Origin of the sequence: Flavonifractor sp. An9 (assembly GCF_002161245.1) — a bacterium.
Taxonomy (GTDB): Bacteria; Bacillota; Clostridia; order Oscillospirales; family Oscillospiraceae; genus Flavonifractor; species Flavonifractor avicola.
In genome coordinates, this window is sequence record NZ_NFHC01000001.1 from 149,686 (window position 1) to 167,888 (window position 18,203).

Sequence of the window (18,203 nt, forward strand, 5' to 3'; positions counted from 1 at the left end):
GAAACCCGAGGTATGTCAACAGAGGTTTTATTTCATGCGGCTGCGAAGGGGCCGGCCAGACAAAAAGCGGTCCAGATTGTCCAAAAACAGGGCCTGAAGCTGATCCAGGGTGACCTGCATATGGTTGTAGCCTCCGGCGGTGTGGGGGGTGATGAGGGCCCGGGGAGCGCTCCAGAGAGGGTGGTCCGGAGGAAGAGGTTCCGGGTCGGTGACGTCCAGTCCCGCCCCCAGCAGATGCTCCTGGGACAGGACTTCCGCCAGGGCGGCACAGTCGATGGCAGAGCCCCGGCCGGCGTTGAGAAGCACGGCATCGGACTTCATCAGCAGCAGACGGCGACGGTCCATGAGTCCGGCGGTATCCCCGTTGTGGGGGAGGACCAGGGCCACCACATCGGCCTGGGGAAGCAGGCAGTCGATGGCGGACAGGGGGAAAGTCTGGTCGAAGTCCTCCACGGAAGCGTCGGAGCGGTGGAGGCCCATGACGGTTTTGGCCCCGAAAGCCCGGCACAGACGGGCAAAGTGGCGGCCAATGTCGCCGGTACCCCCCACCAGAACGGTCTGCCCCCGCGGGGAGTGGACGTGGCCTAAATCGGCCCAGGTGCGGGTGTTTTGCTGATCCCGGTAGGCGGGCAGCCTCTTGTAGATGGCCAGCAGCATGGCCAGCAGATGCTCGGAGACGGCGGGGCCGTAGGCTCCGGCGGCGCAGGTGAGCACCACCCCCTCGGGCAGGACGCCGGGGACCAGATAGGGGTCCACACCAGCGTTCCAGCTCTGGACCCATTTCAGCCGGGGGAAGGTTTTGAGATCTGCCGGGGGAACGAAACCCATAAGGATGGTGGTGCGTTCCCGCCAGTCCTGGGGGATGGCTGCCGCCCCCCGGCGGTCACTGGTGGGGAGAAAGAGGTGCTCCTCGTTGGGAGCGGCGGTACGGAAGCGGTCCTGATCTTCCGGGGTGAGGGGGAGCAGGTGGAGAATGGTTTCCATAGGATAAGCCTCCAGATATGGATAATGTAGAAAAGAGGGCTGGTTGGAAAACCAGCCCTCTTAAGCAATTACTTAATGGTAATGAGCAGCTCGCCGGCCTTGACGGAGCCGCCTTCCTTGATGAGTACCTCGTCCACGGTACCCGCCATGCGGGCCACCACGGAGGTCTCCATCTTCATGGCCTCAATGACGGCCAGGACCTGGTTCTCCTCCACCTTGTCGCCGGGTTTGACGTTTACCTTGGACACCATGCCGGGGATAGAGGCGCCCACCTGGCTCTTGTCGGAGGGATCGGCCAGATTGACCTTGCGGGCCTGGGCGGTGGCGCTCTTGTCGGGCACGGCCACCTCGCGGCGCATACCGTTGAGCTCGAACTGCACGTTGCGGGTGCCGTCCTCGTTCAGGTCGCCCAGACCCATATACTTGATGACCAGGGTCTTGCCGTCCTCGATGTTGATCTTGTTGGTCTCGCCCAGGGCCATGCCGTTGAAGAACACATGGCTGCCCATGCGCATGATATAACCGTACTCCTGACGGTGACGGTAGAAGTCCTCCACCACCTTGGGATAGAGGCACCAGGAGATGACGTTGTGGTCGGAAGCGTCGGGATAGAACTTGCGGACCTCTTCCCGGGCCTTCTCAAAGTCGATGGGCTCCAGCAGCTCGCCGGGGCGGCAGGTGATGGGCTTCTCGCCCTTGAGGACCACCTTCTGCAGATCCTCGGGGAAGCCCCAGGCGGGCTGACCCATCATGCCCTTGAAGTAGCTGACCACGGAGTCGGGGAAGGTGAGGGCCTCGCCCCGCTCCACGATATTCTCGGGAGTTAGGTCGTTCTGCACCATAAAGATGGCCAGGTCGCCCACCATCTTGGAGGAGGGGGTCACCTTCACGATGTCGCCCAGCATATGGTTGACGGTCTTGTACATCTCCTTGACCGCCTCGAACTGGTGGCCCAGACCAATGCTCTCCACCTGGCTCTTCAGGTTGGTGTACTGGCCGCCAGGCATCTCGTAGCGGTAGATGTCGGTGGAGGGGTTCTTGATGCCCGCCTCAAACTTGCTGTAGCGCAGGCGCACGTCGGCCCAGTAGTCGGACAGCTTCTGCAGCTTGTCGCTGTCCAGGCCGGTGTCCCGCTCCTGGCCGTGGAGGGCGGCCACCACCGCGTTCATGGAGGGCTGGCTGGTCATGGAGGACATGGAGTCGATGGCGCAGTCCACAATGTCCACGCCGGCCTCGGCGGCCATCAGATAGGCGGCCACCTGGTTGCCGGAGGTGTCATGAGTGTGCAGGTGGATGGGCAGGCCGATCTCCTGCTTCAGGGTGGACACCAGCTTCTTGGCGGCGTAGGGTTTCAGCAGGCCGGACATATCCTTGATGCACAGCAGGTGTGCACCACGCTTCTCCAGCTCCTTGGCCATGTTGACGTAGTACTCCAGGGTGTACTTATCCCGTTTGGGATCCAGGATGTCGCCGGTGTAGCAGATGGTGGCCTCGCACAGCTTGCCCTGCTTGAGGACCTCGTCCATGGCCACTTCCATGCCGGGGATCCAGTTCAGGGAGTCAAAGATGCGGAACACATCAATGCCGCCGATGGCGGCCTCCTTGATAAAGGCGCGGATCAGGTTGTCGGGGTAGTTGGTGTAACCCACGGCGTTGGCGCCCCGCAGCAGCATCTGGAAGGGGATGTTGGGGATCTTCTCCCGCAGCAGCCGCAGACGCTCCCAGGGAGACTCGTGAAGGAACCGGTAGGCCACGTCGAAGGTGGCGCCGCCCCACATCTCCAGGGAGAAGCAATCGTTGAGGATTTCGGCGGTGCCCTCGGAGGCCTTCAGCATATCCCGGGTACGCACCCGGGTGGACAGCAGGGACTGATGGGCGTCCCGCATGGTGGTGTCGGTGATGAGCAGCTTCTTCTGGTCCAGCACCCAGTCCCGCACCGCCTCGGGGCCCTTGCTGTCCAGCAGCTGCTTCAGGCCGGTACACTTGGGCGGGGTGTTCTCGTAGGGCGGGAAACGGGGAATGTCATGCTGAGGACGCTCGGCAGAGGGGGAGTCCACCTGGATCTGGGCGATATATTTGAGGATCTTGGTGGCACGGTCCCGTCCGGTGTCGATATCGAAGAGCTCGGGGGTCTCATCGATGAACTTGGTATGGCACTGGCCGGCCCGGAAGGTGGGATGGGCCAGGATGTTGGTGACGAAGGGGATGTTGGTTTTGACGCCGCGGACGTGCTCCTCGCTGATGGCACGCATGGCCTTGCGGCACACACCCTCAAAGGTGTTGTCCCAGGAGGTGACCTTTACCAGCAGAGAGTCATAGTAGGGAGAGATCTCAGCGCCGGTGTAGGCGTTGCCGCCGTCCAGACGGACGCCGAAGCCGCCGCCGGAGCGGTAGGCGGTGATCTTGCCGGTGTCGGGGGCGAAGTTGTTGGCCGGGTCCTCGGTGGTCACCCGGCACTGAAGGGCATAGCCGTTCATGTGGACGGCATCCTGAGAGGGGATGCCGATCTCCGGGGTAGACAGGGGGTGACCCTCGGCAATGAGGATCTGGGCCCGCACCAGGTCTACGCCGGTGACCATCTCGGTGACGGTGTGCTCCACCTGGATACGGGGGTTCATCTCGATGAAATAGTGGTTGCCCTCTTTATCTACCAGGAACTCCACGGTGCCGGCGGAGACATAGCCCACGTGCTTGGCCACCTTGACGGCATCCTCATACAGCTTCTGGCGGGTAGCTTCGGGCACGCTGAAGGCGGGGGCGAACTCCACCACCTTCTGATAGCGGCGCTGGAGGGAACAGTCGCGCTCACCCAGGTGTACCACATTGCCGTGCTTGTCGCCCAGGATCTGTACCTCGATGTGCTTGGGCTCCACCAGGTACTTCTCAATGAAGATGTCCTCGTTGCCGAAAGCCTTCTTGGCCTCGCTCTTCACCAGATTGAAGGCAGGGATGACCTCCTCCGGTTTGTCGCAGCGGCGCATACCGCGGCCGCCACCGCCGCCGGCTGCCTTCAGAATGATGGGGAAACCGTAGGAGATGGCCTTCTCCAGGGCCTCTTCTCCGCTTTTCAGAGGTTCAGAGGAGCCGGGGATGGTGGGCACATTGCAGGCCTTGGCAATGGCCTTGGCAGTCAGTTTGTCGCCCATCTGAGCCAGAATCTTGGAGGAGGGGCCGATGAAGGTGATGCCGGCATCCTCGCAGGCCTTGGCAAAGTCGGCATTCTCACTCAGGAAGCCGTAGCCGGGGTGGATGGCGTCCACGTTGCGGCGCTTGGCCAGGTCAATGATGGAGGGGATGTCCAGATAGGCCCCCAGGGGGGACTTGTTTTCGCCGATGAGATAGGCCTCGTCCGCCTTGGTGCGGAAAAGGGCGAAGGTGTCCTCGTTGGAATACATGGCCACCGTGTGCAGGCCCAGATCGTAGCAGGCCCGGAATACCCGGATGGCGATTTCGCCCCGGTTTGCCACCAGGACCTTGTTGAACTTACATTCCGCCATGCTGTCCGTCCTTTCTAACAAAAATCTCTTACTGTGCAAGCAATCCCCGGTCACTCCTTCGTGCCCGGGGCTGAGGGCCCGGTCCTTTCCGGGCATATTCCCTATGATATTATACCAGTAGTGACATTATATCTTATACGCTAAAGTATTTGCAATCATTTTTCTTTAAAATTGCAAATCTTGGCGGGAACTACAGGAATCTTCCCGGCCGCTTGTCGGGAAATAGGAAATATGCTACACTCAGTTTGTCGAAAAGCGGTTTCGACAAACTGAGTGCCTTTTTAAAACTTCTGAGAAGTTTTAAAAAGTTTTGACTGGACGCGAAAGGACACCCTGATGGTTTCCTTTCACACTATCTTTCCTTCCGAAAATGGAAGCCTGGAAACTTTTTATGCAAAAATGGTATAGAATGATGCAAAAGAGGTGAGATCATGTCGCTGACATTAAAGACCGGCGTGGAGGCCCTGCCTGGGGTGGGACCAGCCCGGGCCAAAGCTCTGGCACGTCTGGGGCTGACTACCGTGGGTGATTTGCTGGGCTACTATCCCCGGGACTATGAGGACCGGCGGAAGAGCGCCTCCATTGCCTCGGTGCCGGCGGATGTGCCGGTATGCCTCACTCTGATGGTGGCCGAGCCGCCTCGGCTCTCCCGTATCCGAAAGGGACTGGAGCTGGTGAAGGTGCGCCTGGTGGACGACACCGGCAGCCTCACTGCCACCTTTTTTAACCAGGCCTATTTGAAGGATGCCCTGCGGACGGGGGAAACTTACGTCTGTTTCGGCAAGGTGGAAGGTGAGGGCGCCCGGCGGCAGATGACCAACCCGGTGTGCGAGCGGGTGGATCGGGTGCGCTTCACCGGCCGCATTTTGCCGGTATATTCCCTGACCCACGGGGTGTCCAACAACCTGCTGGCGGGGCTCACCCTCCGGTGTGTGGAGGAGTGTGCCGCCCAGGTGGAGGAGAGTCTGCCCCACAATCTGCGGCAGGCCCACCAGCTGGCCGAGGCCGAGTTTGCCGTCCGCAATGTCCACTTCCCTGCCGATGAGGATGCCCTGGCGGTGGCCCGACGGCGGCTCATTTTCGAGGAGCTGTTCTATCTCACCTGCGGCATGGCTCTGCTGCGTACCCGCCGGGACAAGGCGGCAGGGCTGCCCTTTGAACAGTTCCCAGAGGAGGATTTTCTAAATCTGCTCCCCTTCTCTCTCACCGGGGCACAGCGGCGGGTGATTGGGGAGATGACTGCGGATCTCACCTCCGGCGCTCCCATGAACCGGCTGGTCCAGGGCGACGTGGGCTCGGGTAAGACCATGCTGGCGGCCTACGGGGCCTGGCTGGCGGCAAAAAACGGGTATCAGTGTGCCCTGATGGCTCCCACCGAGCTGTTAGCCGAGCAGCACTATCGCTCCCTGGCCCCTTTGCTGGAGCAGGCCGGGTTGCGGGTGGGGCTGCTCACCGGCGCGGTGAAGGGTAAGGCCCGCAAGACGGTGTATGCCGCCCTGGAGAGCGGCGAGCTGGATCTGGCCATCGGCACCCACGCTCTTTTGAGCGAGGGAGTGACCTTTGCAAAGCTGGGGCTGGTGGTCACCGACGAGCAGCACCGCTTTGGCGTAGGCCAGCGGGCAGCCCTGGCGGCCAAGGCTAACGGCACGCCCCACGTGCTGGTCATGTCGGCCACCCCCATTCCCCGCACCCTGGCCCTCATCATCTACGGCGATCTGGATGTGTCGGTGGTGGATGAATTGCCCCCCGGTCGTTCCCCGGTGGAGACCTATGTGGTGGGGGAGGACAAGCGGCAGCGGATGTACAATTTTGTCCGCAAGCTGGTGGGAGAGGGCCGTCAGGTCTATATGGTCTGCCCTGCTGTAGAGGAAGGAGAGGCTGACGGAGAGGAGCCGGGTCCCGGCGGCCCGGCGGCTGACCTGAAGGCCGCCGTTACCTATGCCCAGACCCTCCAGACCCAGGTCTTTCCCGACCTGCGGGTGGGGCTGGTCCACGGCAAGATGAAGAGCAAGGAGAAGGACGCGGTTATGACTGCTTTTGCCGCCGGGAAACTGGATGTGCTGGTATCCACCACCGTCATCGAGGTGGGGGTGGACGTGCCTAACGCCGCCCTGATGATCGTGGAGAACGCCGACCGCTTCGGCCTTTCCCAGCTCCACCAGCTGCGGGGCCGGGTGGGCCGTGGCAAGCACCAGTCCTACTGCGTGCTGGTGACCTCCACCCGCAGCCAGGACAGCCGGGAGCGGCTGAGGGTCTTGTCAAAAACCAACGATGGGTTTAAAATCGCGGAGGAGGATCTGCGCCTCCGTGGCCCCGGCGACTTTTTCGGCTCCCGGCAGCACGGCTTGCCTCAGCTGGGTATTGCCGATCTGGCGGGGGATATGCGGGTGCTGAAGGAGGCACAGACTGCCGCCGAGGAACTGCTCCGCTCCGATCCCGGCCTGACTCTGCCGGAGCACGCCGGACTGCTGGGGCGGGTGAAACGTCTTTTTGCCGAGCAGGGGGACGTATTTAACTAAGAGAAAAGGACAGAAACTGTTTTATGGACCGTATGGAAGAGACCAAGGGCCTGCGGGCCCGAACCGATATCCACTTCAACTGCTGCCAGTCGGTGCTGGTGCCCTTTGCCGACCAGTGCGGACTGACCAAGGAGGCAGCCTACCAACTGGGAGCCCACTTTGGTGCCGGTATGAAGCACGGCGCCACCTGCGGCGCGGTAACCGGGGCCCTGATGGCCCTGGGTATGGCGGGGGCCGACAGCAACGCCGCCCTGGACCTGATGCGCCGGTTCCGGGAGCATAACCAGGCCCTGGACTGTGCTACTCTACTGCGCCTGGCGGAGGAGCGGGGCGAAGAGCGCAAGTGCCACTGCGACCGGATGGTGTATGAGGCGGTGGAACTGCTGGAGGAGCAGCTGGAGCGGAAGTAAGCGTGATGGGAGTGTCCAAAGTGGAGGTGTGGTAATCCAGGATCTCCAGTTCCACCTGGTCAAAGAGATAATCTTTCAGGGGAACAGACTCTTCAAAAATGCCCTCCAGCTCCGTCCCGTCCTCATCTCTGGCGATGGTATGGGATGCCATACTGAAGTGGTGCTCGCTTCCGTCGGGAGCGCGGTAGATGGGGCCTACCACCTGGCGGAACACCATACCGTCTGCCAGGGTAGGAGCCCGGAAGGTGAGGGTGGGGATGTCGTCGATTTCCTCAATTCGAGCCAGAGTGATGCCGTCGGGCAGAGGATCAGTCCGGCCAGTGGTCAGATCTACCGTGACCCAGTGTTCCTCTTTGTCCTGCCAGATGGCTCCTTCGATGTGAAGGGTCAGGTGCTGGGCATCCTCAAAATAGCTGCTCTCAAAGCGGTAGGAGGTGACCCGGGGGGTGCCGCCATCGCCGTGGGCGATCAGCCCCTGAGGCCGGTCATAGCGCACGCCCTTGTCGTCCTCCAGCCAGCAGGTCAGGCTGTTGATTTGAACGGTGTTGGCCTCGTCCTCCTGGATGTCCACCCGGACGTGGGTGGGGTAGATCTCCAGCCCCACTACTTTCAGCTGTTGGCCGTCCAGGGTAAAGGGTTGGTCCAGGGTGATCTGACTGCCCTGGCTGGTAAAGTTGGGGTCGAACTGCAGGGTGAAGGAGAAGTTGGCCACCGCATCGGGATCACCGGGCGGATCGTTCCACAGGCCGGAATCTTCCGACGGAACAGCAGCTTCGGTGTCGTCCGCCGCCCACACCTTATAGTCCAGGATCAGGGTATCGGGTACGTCCTCCTCCTGAAAGTCGATGGAGATCCGTCGCAGCTCCTTCGGATCGCTGGGGGTCTGGGGGAAGGAGAGGCTGGCATGGGCTTGCTGGCCGTCGGCCATTCGGATATCCCCGGAGCCGTCCAGCTGGGAATAGCGGTCACTGCTCAGGGAGAAGAAGACATTGACCTGCTTTTGGTCCACAATAAGATATTCCACCTTCATGGTCACGTCGCCGTCGGTCTGGCTCTGCACCACCCGCTGGACATATTCGTGCTCAATGGCGGCCTTCAGGCTGGGAGAAAAGGCCACGGCGGCGGTAAGCTCCTTCAGGATGGGGATGTTGGAGCAGGCCAGGGCGAAGGGGGTTACCAGGTTGACCAGCAGCACAAAGACGGCGAACATGGCGGCCACACTGCCGGCGGGGGCAGCGATCCAGCGGCTCAGCCGGCGCCGCCGGCATCTGGCTCTGGCCCGGGGCAGAGCGGACTCCAGCCCGGAGGGCGTCTGCTCCAGCTCATCCAGGAGCAGACGGTATTCTTCCATACGGTCCATGGTTCAAGCCTCCTCGCTTAATTCCAGTTTCAGCAGGGACAGGGCTTTGCGCTGCCGGGTGGAGACGGTGCCGGTTGGGATCTCCAGGGCCTCCGCTGTCTCCGCCAGGGTGAGACCCTGGAAGTAGCGCAGGATGATGACTGCCCGCAAATCCCGAGGCAGGCGGCGGATGGCCTCCTTCAGCGGCAGATTGTCATAGGTCTCCGCTGCGGTCTCGGGCAGCTCCTCCACCGCCAGCTCCCGCTTGCGGCGTCGGAGTTCAGCGTTGCAGGCGTTGATGAGAATGCGGGTGAGCCAGGTATTGAAGTGTTCCGGCTGGCGCAGCCGCTTATGATGCAGCAGCCCCAGATAGATGGCCTCGTCTACCGCGTCCAGGGCATAGGCCTCGCTGCCCAGATAGAGATAGGCGGTGCGGTACAGTCTGGCCTTAAGTGCCTCGGTACGGGTCGCAAATTCCTGTTCGGTCAAGGGTGGCGCCCCCCTTTCTGCCTATTAGAGTATTTGGCGGGCCCTTTTCATTGCGTGGTGCGAAAAAATCAGCCGCGCCGCAAATTGTTTCTGCGGCGCGGCTGTTGTTATGCGTTTGCAAGGGTCTGGACGTTTTCCATATAGCGGCGGACCACATAGCACAATTCCCCTTGGGGCAGCGTCTCCACCGGGACGCCGTTCAGATCGGTGAGGGGACAGATCCGGGCGCCAAGGGCGGCGGCTACGCTGTCCAGGGCGGTCTGCTCCTCCGGAGTGACGGCCCCTGACTGGATGAGGCCTTCTGTCTGCTCCAGCTCGGAGAACATATTCCACAGGATCACCAGCCGTTTCCGGTGGTATTCGGCCTCCTCCGGGGGCTGACGGTCAGTGTACTGGGCAGCTTCATGATAGACCATATGGAACTGGGAGAGCAGCTCGCTGAACAGGGCGGGGTCCACCGGTTGGCGGAGGCTGCGGCGGATGACCTCCCAGTAGTAGGCCTGGAGTCGGTAGAGCTCCTGGAAGTTCCGGCGGAACTGGGGTTCCTTCCGGTTGGGCAGCAGGAAGGTGTTGACCACCAGCACCAGCGCCACTGCCATACCCAGATACATGAGCCGCAGGCCGATGGCTTCGGTCTCCTGTACCGTTAAAGTGGCCATGGTGAGAGCAAAGGAGGTGGAGAAAATGGGATGGACCCAGGTGCCTGGGGTACAGCAGTACATCAGGGAGATCATAATGAGGGAGAACACAAAGATACCTGGTAGGCCGGGCAGCCAGGGATACACCAGATGGACAATGACACAGCCGATGGCTGTGCCCACGGGGCGGGTGACCATCCGGTGGGCGCTCTCCTCATAGCTGGGCTGGAGGAGCAGGAAGGCATGGAGAGGGAACCAGTAGGTGTGCTCAAACTCCCACAGGAAGCTGACGGTGGTGCTGATGGTCATAACCACCGCAAGACGCAGAGCGAAGCGAAACTCAAACCGGGCGGGGGAGAACCGCTGGCACAGGCTGCTCCAGGCCGCCCGCCAGGGCACCTTGCGGAAAAAGGGGTCGTGCTGGGCGTGGAAGGACTCCCGGCACAGGAGCAGCAGGGTGTGGAGTACGCTGCGGTAGAAGATGCGCAGGCGGCCCTGGGGCAGATTAGTATCGTCAAGCAGGGCCTGAATGCGGGCGGCCAGCCGCTGCCGGGCGGCGGGCTCCCAGGCGCTTTGCAGCTGCCGCACCACCTCTGCCAGGGTGTGCATGGTATGGGGGAAAGCCGGGGTGTTCTTGGCGTCCTGCCAGGAGGGACCGTCGGTGACCAGATAGGAGGCCCGCTGAAACAGCAGGGCCAGCAGATGATAGCACCGCTTCTGCCGGTCAGGCAGGTGGAGCAGGTGCCGCCGGTCATAGCCCTTCCGGTGGAAGCTGCGGGCCAGGTCGTAGAGTTCCTTGCCGGCGGCCTTGTCGTCGCCGCCGTCAGCCAGTCCGTCCAATAGATCGGCCAGCCGCAGCAGGCTGGCGGAAATCTGCCCCGCCGGGTCACTGGTGATGTGGGTCACCTTGGCGTTGATGAGCAGAGCGATCACCAGCAGTACGCAGCAGAAGCCCACCGCCTCCAGCTGAATGGGCAGCTGCTCCAGCGTGGGTGGACGCAGCTCCAGAAAGACGAAGGTCATGGCGTAGCCCATGTGTCCCTTGGGGGTGAACTGGCTGCACTTCCAGAACACCAGGAAGAAGGGTACGGCGAAATTCAGGATGGCGCACAGCCACACATTGAGGGCGGCGGCAAAGGCCAGCAGGCACAGCAGCAGGGACATGAGGCACATGGCCGCGTAGTCCTCCAGCCGGTTGGCCTCCTTCCGGCGGAGCTGAAACAGGGTGGTGGAGCAGGAGACCACCATGGCGTAGGTGCTGCCGAAGATCCAAGTTACCAGCAGGAACTGGACCACGTAGAACAAAATGGTGGAAAAGGCCCCCTTCCACCGGCGCCAGAACAGCGCCGGAAAGCCCCTGATGCCGGAACCCGCGGCCACAACAGATACCCCCAGTCGAGATTGATTGCTTATCTAACATTATAGAGGTAACCTGTCGGTAAGCGCAAGGGGGCGAAGAAAATTTTGTAGAACCGTGGGAATTGAAAAAGGAGGGCGGCCATTATATAATGAGCGGGATAACGATCAGACTTTGGAGGTATGCCTTTGGAACCCCTGGAACTGCTTCCCATCCCGCTGCTGCAATGGTATCGGGAAAATGCCCGGGTGCTGCCCTGGCGCAGCGACCCCACCCCCTACCATGTATGGATCAGCGAGATCATGCTCCAGCAGACCCGGGTGGCGGCGGTGCTGGACTACTACCGACGCTTTCTGGCGGAACTGCCCACTGTGGCGGATCTGGCGGCGGTGGAGGAGGATCGGCTCATGAAGCTGTGGCAGGGGCTGGGCTACTACAACCGGGCCCGCAACCTGCAAAAGGCGGCCCGCCAGATCATGGAGGATCACGGCGGCGTCTTTCCCGATACCTATGAGGCCATCCACGCCCTGGCGGGCATTGGGGACTACACCGCCGGGGCCATCTCCTCCATCGCCTTCGGCATCCCCGAACCGGCGGTGGACGGCAATGTGCTGCGGGTGGTAGCCCGCATCACCGGGGACGACGGGGACATCATGAAGCCGGACACCAAGGCCCGGATGGGAGCGGCTCTGAAGCGGGTCATGCCGGTGGATGCCCCCGGGGACTTTAACCAGGCCCTGATGGAGCTGGGTGCCACCGTGTGCCTGCCCAACGGCGCCCCCCTGTGCGACCAGTGCCCGGCCAAAGAGTTCTGCGTGGCCCGTTTGACGGAGCGCACCGGGGAACTGCCGGTGAAGGCGGCCAAGAAGGCCCGGCGAGTGGAGGAGCGGACGGTGTTCCTCATCTTCCGGGATGGGGCGGTGGCCCTTCGGCGGCGGAAGAGCCGGGGCCTGCTGGCGGGACTGTGGGAGTACCCCAACGAGCTCTCCCCCGCCCCCTGTCCGGTGGAGGCCCTCTCCCTGGAGCAGGGGCCGTCAGGCAAGCACATTTTTACCCATATCGAGTGGCATATGAAGGCCGTGCTGGTCCAGACGGCCGGCGATACCCTGCCTGAGGGCTGGGTGTGGGCCACTCTGGAGGAACTGGACCGGGATTATGCTGTGCCCAACGCCTTTCAGGCTTTCAAACCTGCGGTGGAGGGGCGGCTTAAAGGAGAAGGAGAGGAACCATGGCAAAGCTGTATTTCCGGTATGGAGTGATGGGCTCCAGCAAGACCGCCAACGCCCTGATGGTGCGCTACAACTATGAGGAGCGGGGCCAGGATGCCCTGCTGGTGAAGCCTGCCATCGATCAGCGGGACGGGGCCCGGTTCGTGGCCTCCCGGGCGGGCCTGAGCCACGACTGCATCTATTTTTCTGACCTGATGGAGATGACCCCCCGGGAGCTGAAGCCCTACGCCTGCATTATCGTGGATGAGGCCCAGTTCCTCAGCCGGGATGAGGTGCGCTACCTCACCGACCTGGTGGACGACTGGAATATCCCGGTGATCTGCTACGGCCTGCGTGCCGACTTCAAGGGGGACCTGTTCCCCGGCTCGGCGGAGCTGCTGGCCAGCGCCGACGTGATCGAGGAGGTTAAGACCATCTGCTGGTGCGGCAAGAAGGCCCTGTGCAACGCCCGTTTCGACGAGCATGGCAATGTGCTTAAGGAAGGCGAGCAGGTGGTGCTGGGGGCCAACGACCGGTACATCGGCCTGTGCCGCAAGCACTGGAAAGAGGGCAACCTGGGCCCCAAGCAGAAATAAGTCCCAGGAAAGCGGAAAGGAACCATTGAAATGATCTGTAATCTCTGCCCCCGGAAGTGCGGGGCGGTGCGTACGGCCGACCGGGGTGAGGGCCGCTGTCGGATGCCAGAAGCCCCGGTGGTGGCCCGGGCGGCCCTCCATATGTGGGAGGAGCCCCCCATCTCCGGTACAAAGGGGTCGGGCACCGTGTTTTTCTCCGGCTGCTCCCTGGGGTGCGTGTTCTGCCAGAATGAGCAGATCAGCCACCGGGACTTCGGAAAGCCTATCACGGTGGGCCGGCTGCGGGCTATCTTCTTTGAGCTCATCGATCAGGGGGCCCACAACATCAATCTGGTGAACCCCACCCACTACGCCCATGTGGTGCGCTCGGCGCTGGCCGAGCCTCTGCCGGTGCCAGTGGTGTGGAACTCCGGCGGCTACGACCGGGTGGAAACGCTGAAGGCCCTGGAGGGCAAGGTCCAGATCTACTTGCCCGACTATAAATACCGCACCGGCGACTATGCCGGACGCTACTCCGATGCCCCGGACTATCCAGAGGCGGCGGAGGCGGCCATCTTGGAGATGTTTCGCCAGACCGGCCCCGTTCGGTATGAGGACGGGCTGCTGAAGCAGGGGGTGGTCATCCGCCACCTGCTGCTGCCCGGCAAGCTGGCCGAGGCCAAGCGGGTGATGGACTGGGTGGCGGAGCATTTTGAGCCGGGAGAGGTACTCTTCTCCCTTATGAGCCAGTACATTCCCTGGGGCCGTGCGGCGGATTATCCGGAGATCAACCGCCGGGTGCGCCCCTCGGAGGTGCGGGCGGCGGAGGCCTACATGGCGGATCTGGGACTGGAGGGCTTTGCCCAGGGGGCGGAGGCCGCCCAGGCGGAATATATTCCGCCCTTTGACCTGACCGGCGTGTAAAAACTGCATATCCCATTCTGGGGCGGGCCGCTGGCCCGCCCTTTTCCTGTCAAATGGGACAACCACCCCGCATAAGCATAGGTCGGAGGGGGTGGAGGCCATGGAACGAGACCGAAAACGGCCCGGTCTGCTGGAAAAGACGGCAGAGGTGCTGGACCTGCCCGGGGACGTGGTGGCCGGCCTGCCCAGGGTGGAGCTCACCGGCAGCCGGGAGCTGCGGATGGAAAACCACAAGGGCATCCTGGCCTATGGCAGCCAGGAGATCCACATCTCCGGCGGCAAGCTGGTCATCAAGGTGCGGGGCAGCAATCTGGAACTGAAATCCATGAACGCCAGCCAGCTGCTCATCACCGGCGAGATCGACGGGGTGGATCTGACCTGAAAAAGGAGGTGGAAGGATGCTGCTGCGGCTGGTGAATGCCCTGCGGGGGAGTGTACGTCTGGAGGTGGAGGGGGCCTTTCCTGAACGGTTCCTCAACCTGTGCGCTCAGCGGGGTATTTTGTTCTGGAATGTGGAGTGGATGGAGACCACCCGCCTGCGGCTCACCGTCACCCGCCGGGGCAGCCGCCAGGCCGCCGCCCTGGGGGAACGGACGCTGTGTATCGTCACTCCCGCCGGGCGGAAGGGGATGCCCTACTTCCTGGCCCGGTTCAGGAAGCGCTATGCCTTCTGGGTGGGGATGGGCCTGTCCATGGCGGCGGTGTGCGTTCTGTCCTCCTTTGTGCTCACCATCGAGGTAAAGGGTAACACCAATGTGCCCACCGCCCAGATCCTCACCGAACTGAGGCGGCAGGGGTTGGGTATCGGTACCTTCGGCCCCGGTTTGGATGAGCGGACGGTGGGCAACAAGGTGCTGCTCCAGCTGCCCCAGCTGTCCTGGCTGTCCATCAATCTGTACGGCACCCGGGCGGAAGTGCTGGTGCGGGAGGCGGTGGAGGCGCCCGAACTGGTGGACGCCCAGGAGTATGGCAGTGTGGTGGCCCGGGCTTCCGGCATTGTAACCCGTGTGGAGGCCCTCACCGGCGAGGCGGTGGTGAAGGTGGGGGATACGGTGCTGGAGGGAGAGACCCTGATCTCAGGCACTGTCCACCTGGAAGGCCCGGCCTACAGCGATAAGCCGGAGATCGGGCAGATACAGGTGCGGGCTTCCGGTCGGGTGTACGCCCGGACCTGGCGCACCATGGCGGCCCAGCTGCCCCTGGAGGCTCAGGTGAAGCGGTACACCGGGGAGGAGGCCAACCGGTGGTCGGTCACCGCTCTGGGCCGCCGGACCGATTTTTTTGGAAAGGGTGGAATTTCTTTCGACAGGTATGATAAAATAAGCCATACCTGGACCCTGACCCTGCCCGGCGGCGAGGAGATGCCCCTGGCCGTCCAGCGGGAGACCTGCCGGGCCTATGAACTGGAGACGCTGGCCGTGGAGCCGGACGCGGCGGAGGCCATGCTGAAAGAGCGCCTGCTGGAGGCGCTGGAAGAGGCGGTGGGGGAGGGAGAGATCGTCAGCACGGAGTTTGCCGTGGAGACGGAGAACGGGATGCTGACCGTGACCCTCCAGGCAGAGTGCCGGGAAGAGATCGGGACATTTGTGCCCGATTCCACTACACAAGAAAACGAGGCCGATCCATGATAGAACAGACCATCAATATCGAGCGGATGGAGGACGTGGTAGACGTCTTTGGCTCTTTTGACGAGAATATCAAGCTGGTGGAGCACGAGCTAAATGTAACGGTGGTGAGCCGGGACGACCAGCTGAAGGTGTCCGGCGAGGCGGAAAATGTGATGCACGCCGTCAAGGCCATCGAGGGCCTGCTGGGCCTGGCCGGGCGGAAGGAGACCATCACCGAACAGAACGTGCGCTACATCATCAATCTGGTAAAGGCGGGCAATGAGTCCCACATCAACGACATCGCCCGGGACGTCCTGTGCGTCACCGCCAAGGGAAAGCCCATCAAGGCCAAGACCCTGGGCCAGAAGCGGTATGTGGATGCCATCAAGAAAAATACCATTACCCTGGGCATCGGCCCGGCGGGCACCGGCAAGACCTATCTGGCGGTGGCCGCCGCCGTAGCCGCCTTCCGGGACAAGCAGGTCAACCGCATCATCCTGACCCGGCCCGCCGTGGAGGCGGGCGAGCGGCTGGGCTTCCTGCCCGGCGATTTGCAGAGCAAGGTAGACCCCTACCTGCGGCCCCTATACGACGCCCTCTTTGAGATGCTGGGGCCCGAGACCTACCAGAAGTACCTGGAGCGGGGCAACATCGAGGTGGCTCCCCTGGCCTATATGAGAGGCCGCACCCTGGATGACTCCTTCATTATCCTGGACGAGGCCCAGAACACCAGCCGGGAGCAGATGAAGATGTTTTTGACCCGCCTGGGCTTCGGTTCCAAGATCGTCATCACCGGCGACATCACCCAAATCGACCTGCCCCGCGACACTGTGTCCGGCCTGAAGGAGGCCATGCGGGTGCTGGACGGGGTGGAGGATATCGCCATCTGCCGCCTGAACGAGTCCGACGTGGTGCGTCACGTCATTGTCCAGCGGATCATCAAGGCCTATGAGGCCGACGAGAACCGCCGGGCCAAAAAGGAGGGCCGGAAGGCATGAACCACGAGATCATCATTGAGACCGAGGTAGACGGGGCGGAGGAGTATGCCGACCTGCTGCGGCAGGTGATCCCCGCCGCTCTGGACGCCCAGAGGGTGGATGTGCCCTGCGAGGTGGACGTGCTGCTTACCAATGACGAGGGCATCCGCCAAATCAACCTGGAACAGCGGGAAGTGGACAGGCCCACCGACGTGCTCAGTTTTCCCATGTTCGATTTCCAACCCGGAGAAATTCCTGCCGGGGAGGACGCCGACCCCGGCAGCAATCTGGTGCCTCTGGGGGATATGGTGATCTCCCTGGAGCGGGCCCGCGCCCAGGGGGAGGAGTTCGGCCACGGTACCCGCCGGGAGGTGGCCTATCTGGCTGTCCACTCGGTGCTCCACCTGCTGGGGTACGACCATATGGATGAGGGCCCCATGAAGGCCCAAATGAGAGAGCGTGAGGAGATCATCCTGGGGCGGCTGGGCATTGGCCGGGAGGGACAGGATGGGTAAGGTTGGACGGTATGCCGCCGCCGGCGGGGCCATCTCCATCGGCATCTGCATCCTGCTGTGCATGGCGCTGGGCAGCATGGTGGAAAACGCCATAACGATTGTGGCCTGCGGAGTGCTCTTTGCGCTGCCGGGTATTGTGGCCGGCTGCGCCTGGGGGCTGTATGAGGCGCTGAAAGAGAGACGGAACGACTGGGAAAATACGAAATAACGCTCAAGAAAGTTGAGGATCACCTATGGAAATTAAAAAATCTGGAATGATCAGCATCGTGGGCCGGCCCAACGTGGGCAAGTCCACCCTGACCAACGCCCTGGTGGGTGAAAAGATCGCCATTGTCTCCAACAAGCCCCAGACCACCCGCAACCGCATCAGCGCCGTGGTCAACCGGGGAGAGTGCCAGTACGTTTTCCTGGACACTCCCGGCCTCCATAAGGCCCGTACCCGGCTGGGCGACTACATGGTGAAGGTAGTCAAGGAGAGCGTGGCCGACGTGGACGCCATCCTGCTGCTGGTGGAGCCCATCCCTCACATCGGTGGCCCCGAGGCCGAGCTCATCGCCCGCATCAAGCAGTTGGGCGTGCCCTCCATCCTGGTCATCAACAAGATGGACACCGTGGAGAAGGAGGCCCTGCTGGCCGTCATGCAGACCTACGGCCAGGCCCACGACTTCAACGCCATCCTGCCCATCTCCGCCAAGCAGAACGAGGGCGTAAACGAGCTGCTGGACCTGCTGGCAGAGTTCCTGCCTGAAGGCCCCCAGCTCTTCCCTGACGACATGGTCACCGACCAGCCCGAGCGGCAGGTGTGCGCCGAGATCATCCGGGAGAAGCTGCTGCTCTGCCTGGACAAGGAGATCCCCCACGGCACCGCCGTGGAGATCACCCGCTTCTCCGAGCGGGACAACGAGATCATCGACCTGGACGCCACCATCTACTGCGAGAAGGCCAGCCACAAGGGCATCATCATCGGCAAGGGAGGCGCCATGCTCAAGAAGATCTCCACCCTGGCCCGTACCGACATTGAGGCCTTTATGGGCACCAAGGTGTTCCTCCAGACCTGGGTGAAGGTCAAGGAGGGATGGCGGGACAACCTGAATCTCATCCATAATTTCGGCTACCGGGACGAGTAACGGCTGCCGCGTATGAAGAAGAGTGTTCCGGCTTGGA

16 protein-coding genes are annotated in these 18,203 nt (G+C 62.4%); 11 read left to right on the forward strand and 5 right to left on the reverse strand.

Features of this window, described 5'->3' with window-relative positions:
• Positions 1-27 precede the first annotated feature (27 nt).
• Positions 28-984 carry a D-2-hydroxyacid dehydrogenase gene (locus B5G40_RS00795; RefSeq protein WP_087330745.1) on the reverse strand — a complete coding sequence of 319 codons (957 nt, stop codon included), beginning with the start codon at positions 982-984 and terminating at the stop codon, positions 28-30.
• 68 nt (positions 985-1,052) lie between these two features.
• Entirely contained in the window at positions 1,053-4,481 is a 3,429-nt protein-coding gene (locus tag B5G40_RS00800) for a pyruvate carboxylase (protein WP_087398453.1), read from the reverse strand.
• Positions 4,482-4,912: 431 nt separating this feature from the next.
• On the opposite strand from B5G40_RS00800, the gene recG reads away from it, so the two are divergent.
• Positions 4,913-7,000: an ATP-dependent DNA helicase RecG gene (gene recG / locus B5G40_RS00805; RefSeq protein WP_087398454.1), complete on the forward strand. Its 2,088-nt coding sequence runs from the start codon at positions 4,913-4,915 to the stop codon at positions 6,998-7,000.
• 32 nt (positions 7,001-7,032) lie between these two features.
• Entirely contained in the window at positions 7,033-7,410 is a 378-nt protein-coding gene (locus B5G40_RS00810; protein ID WP_242959099.1) for a C-GCAxxG-C-C family protein, read from the forward strand.
• On the opposite strand, the gene B5G40_RS00815 is transcribed toward B5G40_RS00810, so the two are convergent.
• The 3 genes from B5G40_RS00815 to B5G40_RS00825 all read right to left on the reverse strand — a co-directional run bounded on the left by B5G40_RS00815 (position 7,301) and on the right by B5G40_RS00825 (position 11,256).
• Positions 7,301-8,770 carry a DUF4179 domain-containing protein gene (locus B5G40_RS00815; protein ID WP_087398456.1) on the reverse strand — a complete coding sequence of 490 codons (1,470 nt, stop codon included), beginning with the start codon at positions 8,768-8,770 and terminating at the stop codon, positions 7,301-7,303. The genes B5G40_RS00810 and B5G40_RS00815 overlap by 110 nt on opposite strands.
• Positions 8,771-8,773: 3 nt before the next feature.
• On the reverse strand, positions 8,774-9,238 hold the full coding sequence (locus B5G40_RS00820) for a sigma-70 family RNA polymerase sigma factor (protein ID WP_087269443.1): 465 nt from the start codon (positions 9,236-9,238) through the stop codon (positions 8,774-8,776).
• A 107-nt stretch (positions 9,239-9,345) separates the two neighbouring features.
• Positions 9,346-11,256 carry an FUSC family protein gene (locus B5G40_RS00825; RefSeq protein ID WP_242959100.1) on the reverse strand — a complete coding sequence of 637 codons (1,911 nt, stop codon included), beginning with the start codon at positions 11,254-11,256 and terminating at the stop codon, positions 9,346-9,348.
• Positions 11,257-11,421: 165 nt separating this feature from the next.
• Between B5G40_RS00825 and mutY the strand changes: the two genes are divergently transcribed.
• The 9 genes from mutY to era all read left to right on the forward strand — a co-directional run bounded on the left by mutY (position 11,422) and on the right by era (position 18,166).
• Positions 11,422-12,492, forward strand: coding sequence for an A/G-specific adenine glycosylase (mutY, locus tag B5G40_RS00830; RefSeq protein ID WP_087398457.1), 1,071 nt, complete (start codon positions 11,422-11,424; stop codon positions 12,490-12,492).
• A complete protein-coding gene (locus B5G40_RS00835) occupies positions 12,462-13,037 on the forward strand; it encodes a thymidine kinase (RefSeq protein ID WP_087398458.1) in 576 nt (191 codons plus the stop codon). Before mutY ends, B5G40_RS00835 begins: the two co-directional genes overlap by 31 nt.
• 30 nt (positions 13,038-13,067) lie before the next feature.
• Positions 13,068-13,940 carry a radical SAM protein gene (locus B5G40_RS00840; protein WP_087398459.1) on the forward strand — a complete coding sequence of 291 codons (873 nt, stop codon included), beginning with the start codon at positions 13,068-13,070 and terminating at the stop codon, positions 13,938-13,940.
• Positions 13,941-14,040: 100 nt separating this feature from the next.
• Entirely contained in the window at positions 14,041-14,322 is a 282-nt protein-coding gene (locus tag B5G40_RS00845; RefSeq protein ID WP_087188098.1) for a YabP/YqfC family sporulation protein, read from the forward strand.
• 16 nt (positions 14,323-14,338) lie between these two features.
• Positions 14,339-15,568, forward strand: coding sequence for a sporulation protein YqfD (locus B5G40_RS00850; protein ID WP_087398460.1), 1,230 nt, complete (start codon positions 14,339-14,341; stop codon positions 15,566-15,568).
• Positions 15,565-16,545, forward strand: coding sequence for a PhoH family protein (locus B5G40_RS00855; protein WP_087389214.1), 981 nt, complete (start codon positions 15,565-15,567; stop codon positions 16,543-16,545). The genes B5G40_RS00850 and B5G40_RS00855 overlap by 4 nt, the downstream gene beginning before the upstream one ends.
• Positions 16,542-17,039: an rRNA maturation RNase YbeY gene (gene ybeY, locus B5G40_RS00860; protein WP_087398461.1), complete on the forward strand. Its 498-nt coding sequence runs from the start codon at positions 16,542-16,544 to the stop codon at positions 17,037-17,039. Before B5G40_RS00855 ends, ybeY begins: the two co-directional genes overlap by 4 nt.
• The gene (locus tag B5G40_RS00865) at positions 17,032-17,247 is read left to right on the forward strand and encodes a hypothetical protein (protein WP_087269465.1); all 216 of its coding nucleotides are present in this window, start codon (positions 17,032-17,034) and stop codon (positions 17,245-17,247) included. Before ybeY ends, B5G40_RS00865 begins: the two co-directional genes overlap by 8 nt.
• A gap of 25 nt (positions 17,248-17,272) precedes the next feature.
• A complete protein-coding gene (era, locus tag B5G40_RS00870) occupies positions 17,273-18,166 on the forward strand; it encodes a GTPase Era (protein WP_087334516.1) in 894 nt (297 codons plus the stop codon).
• Positions 18,167-18,203: the final 37 nt, after the last annotated feature.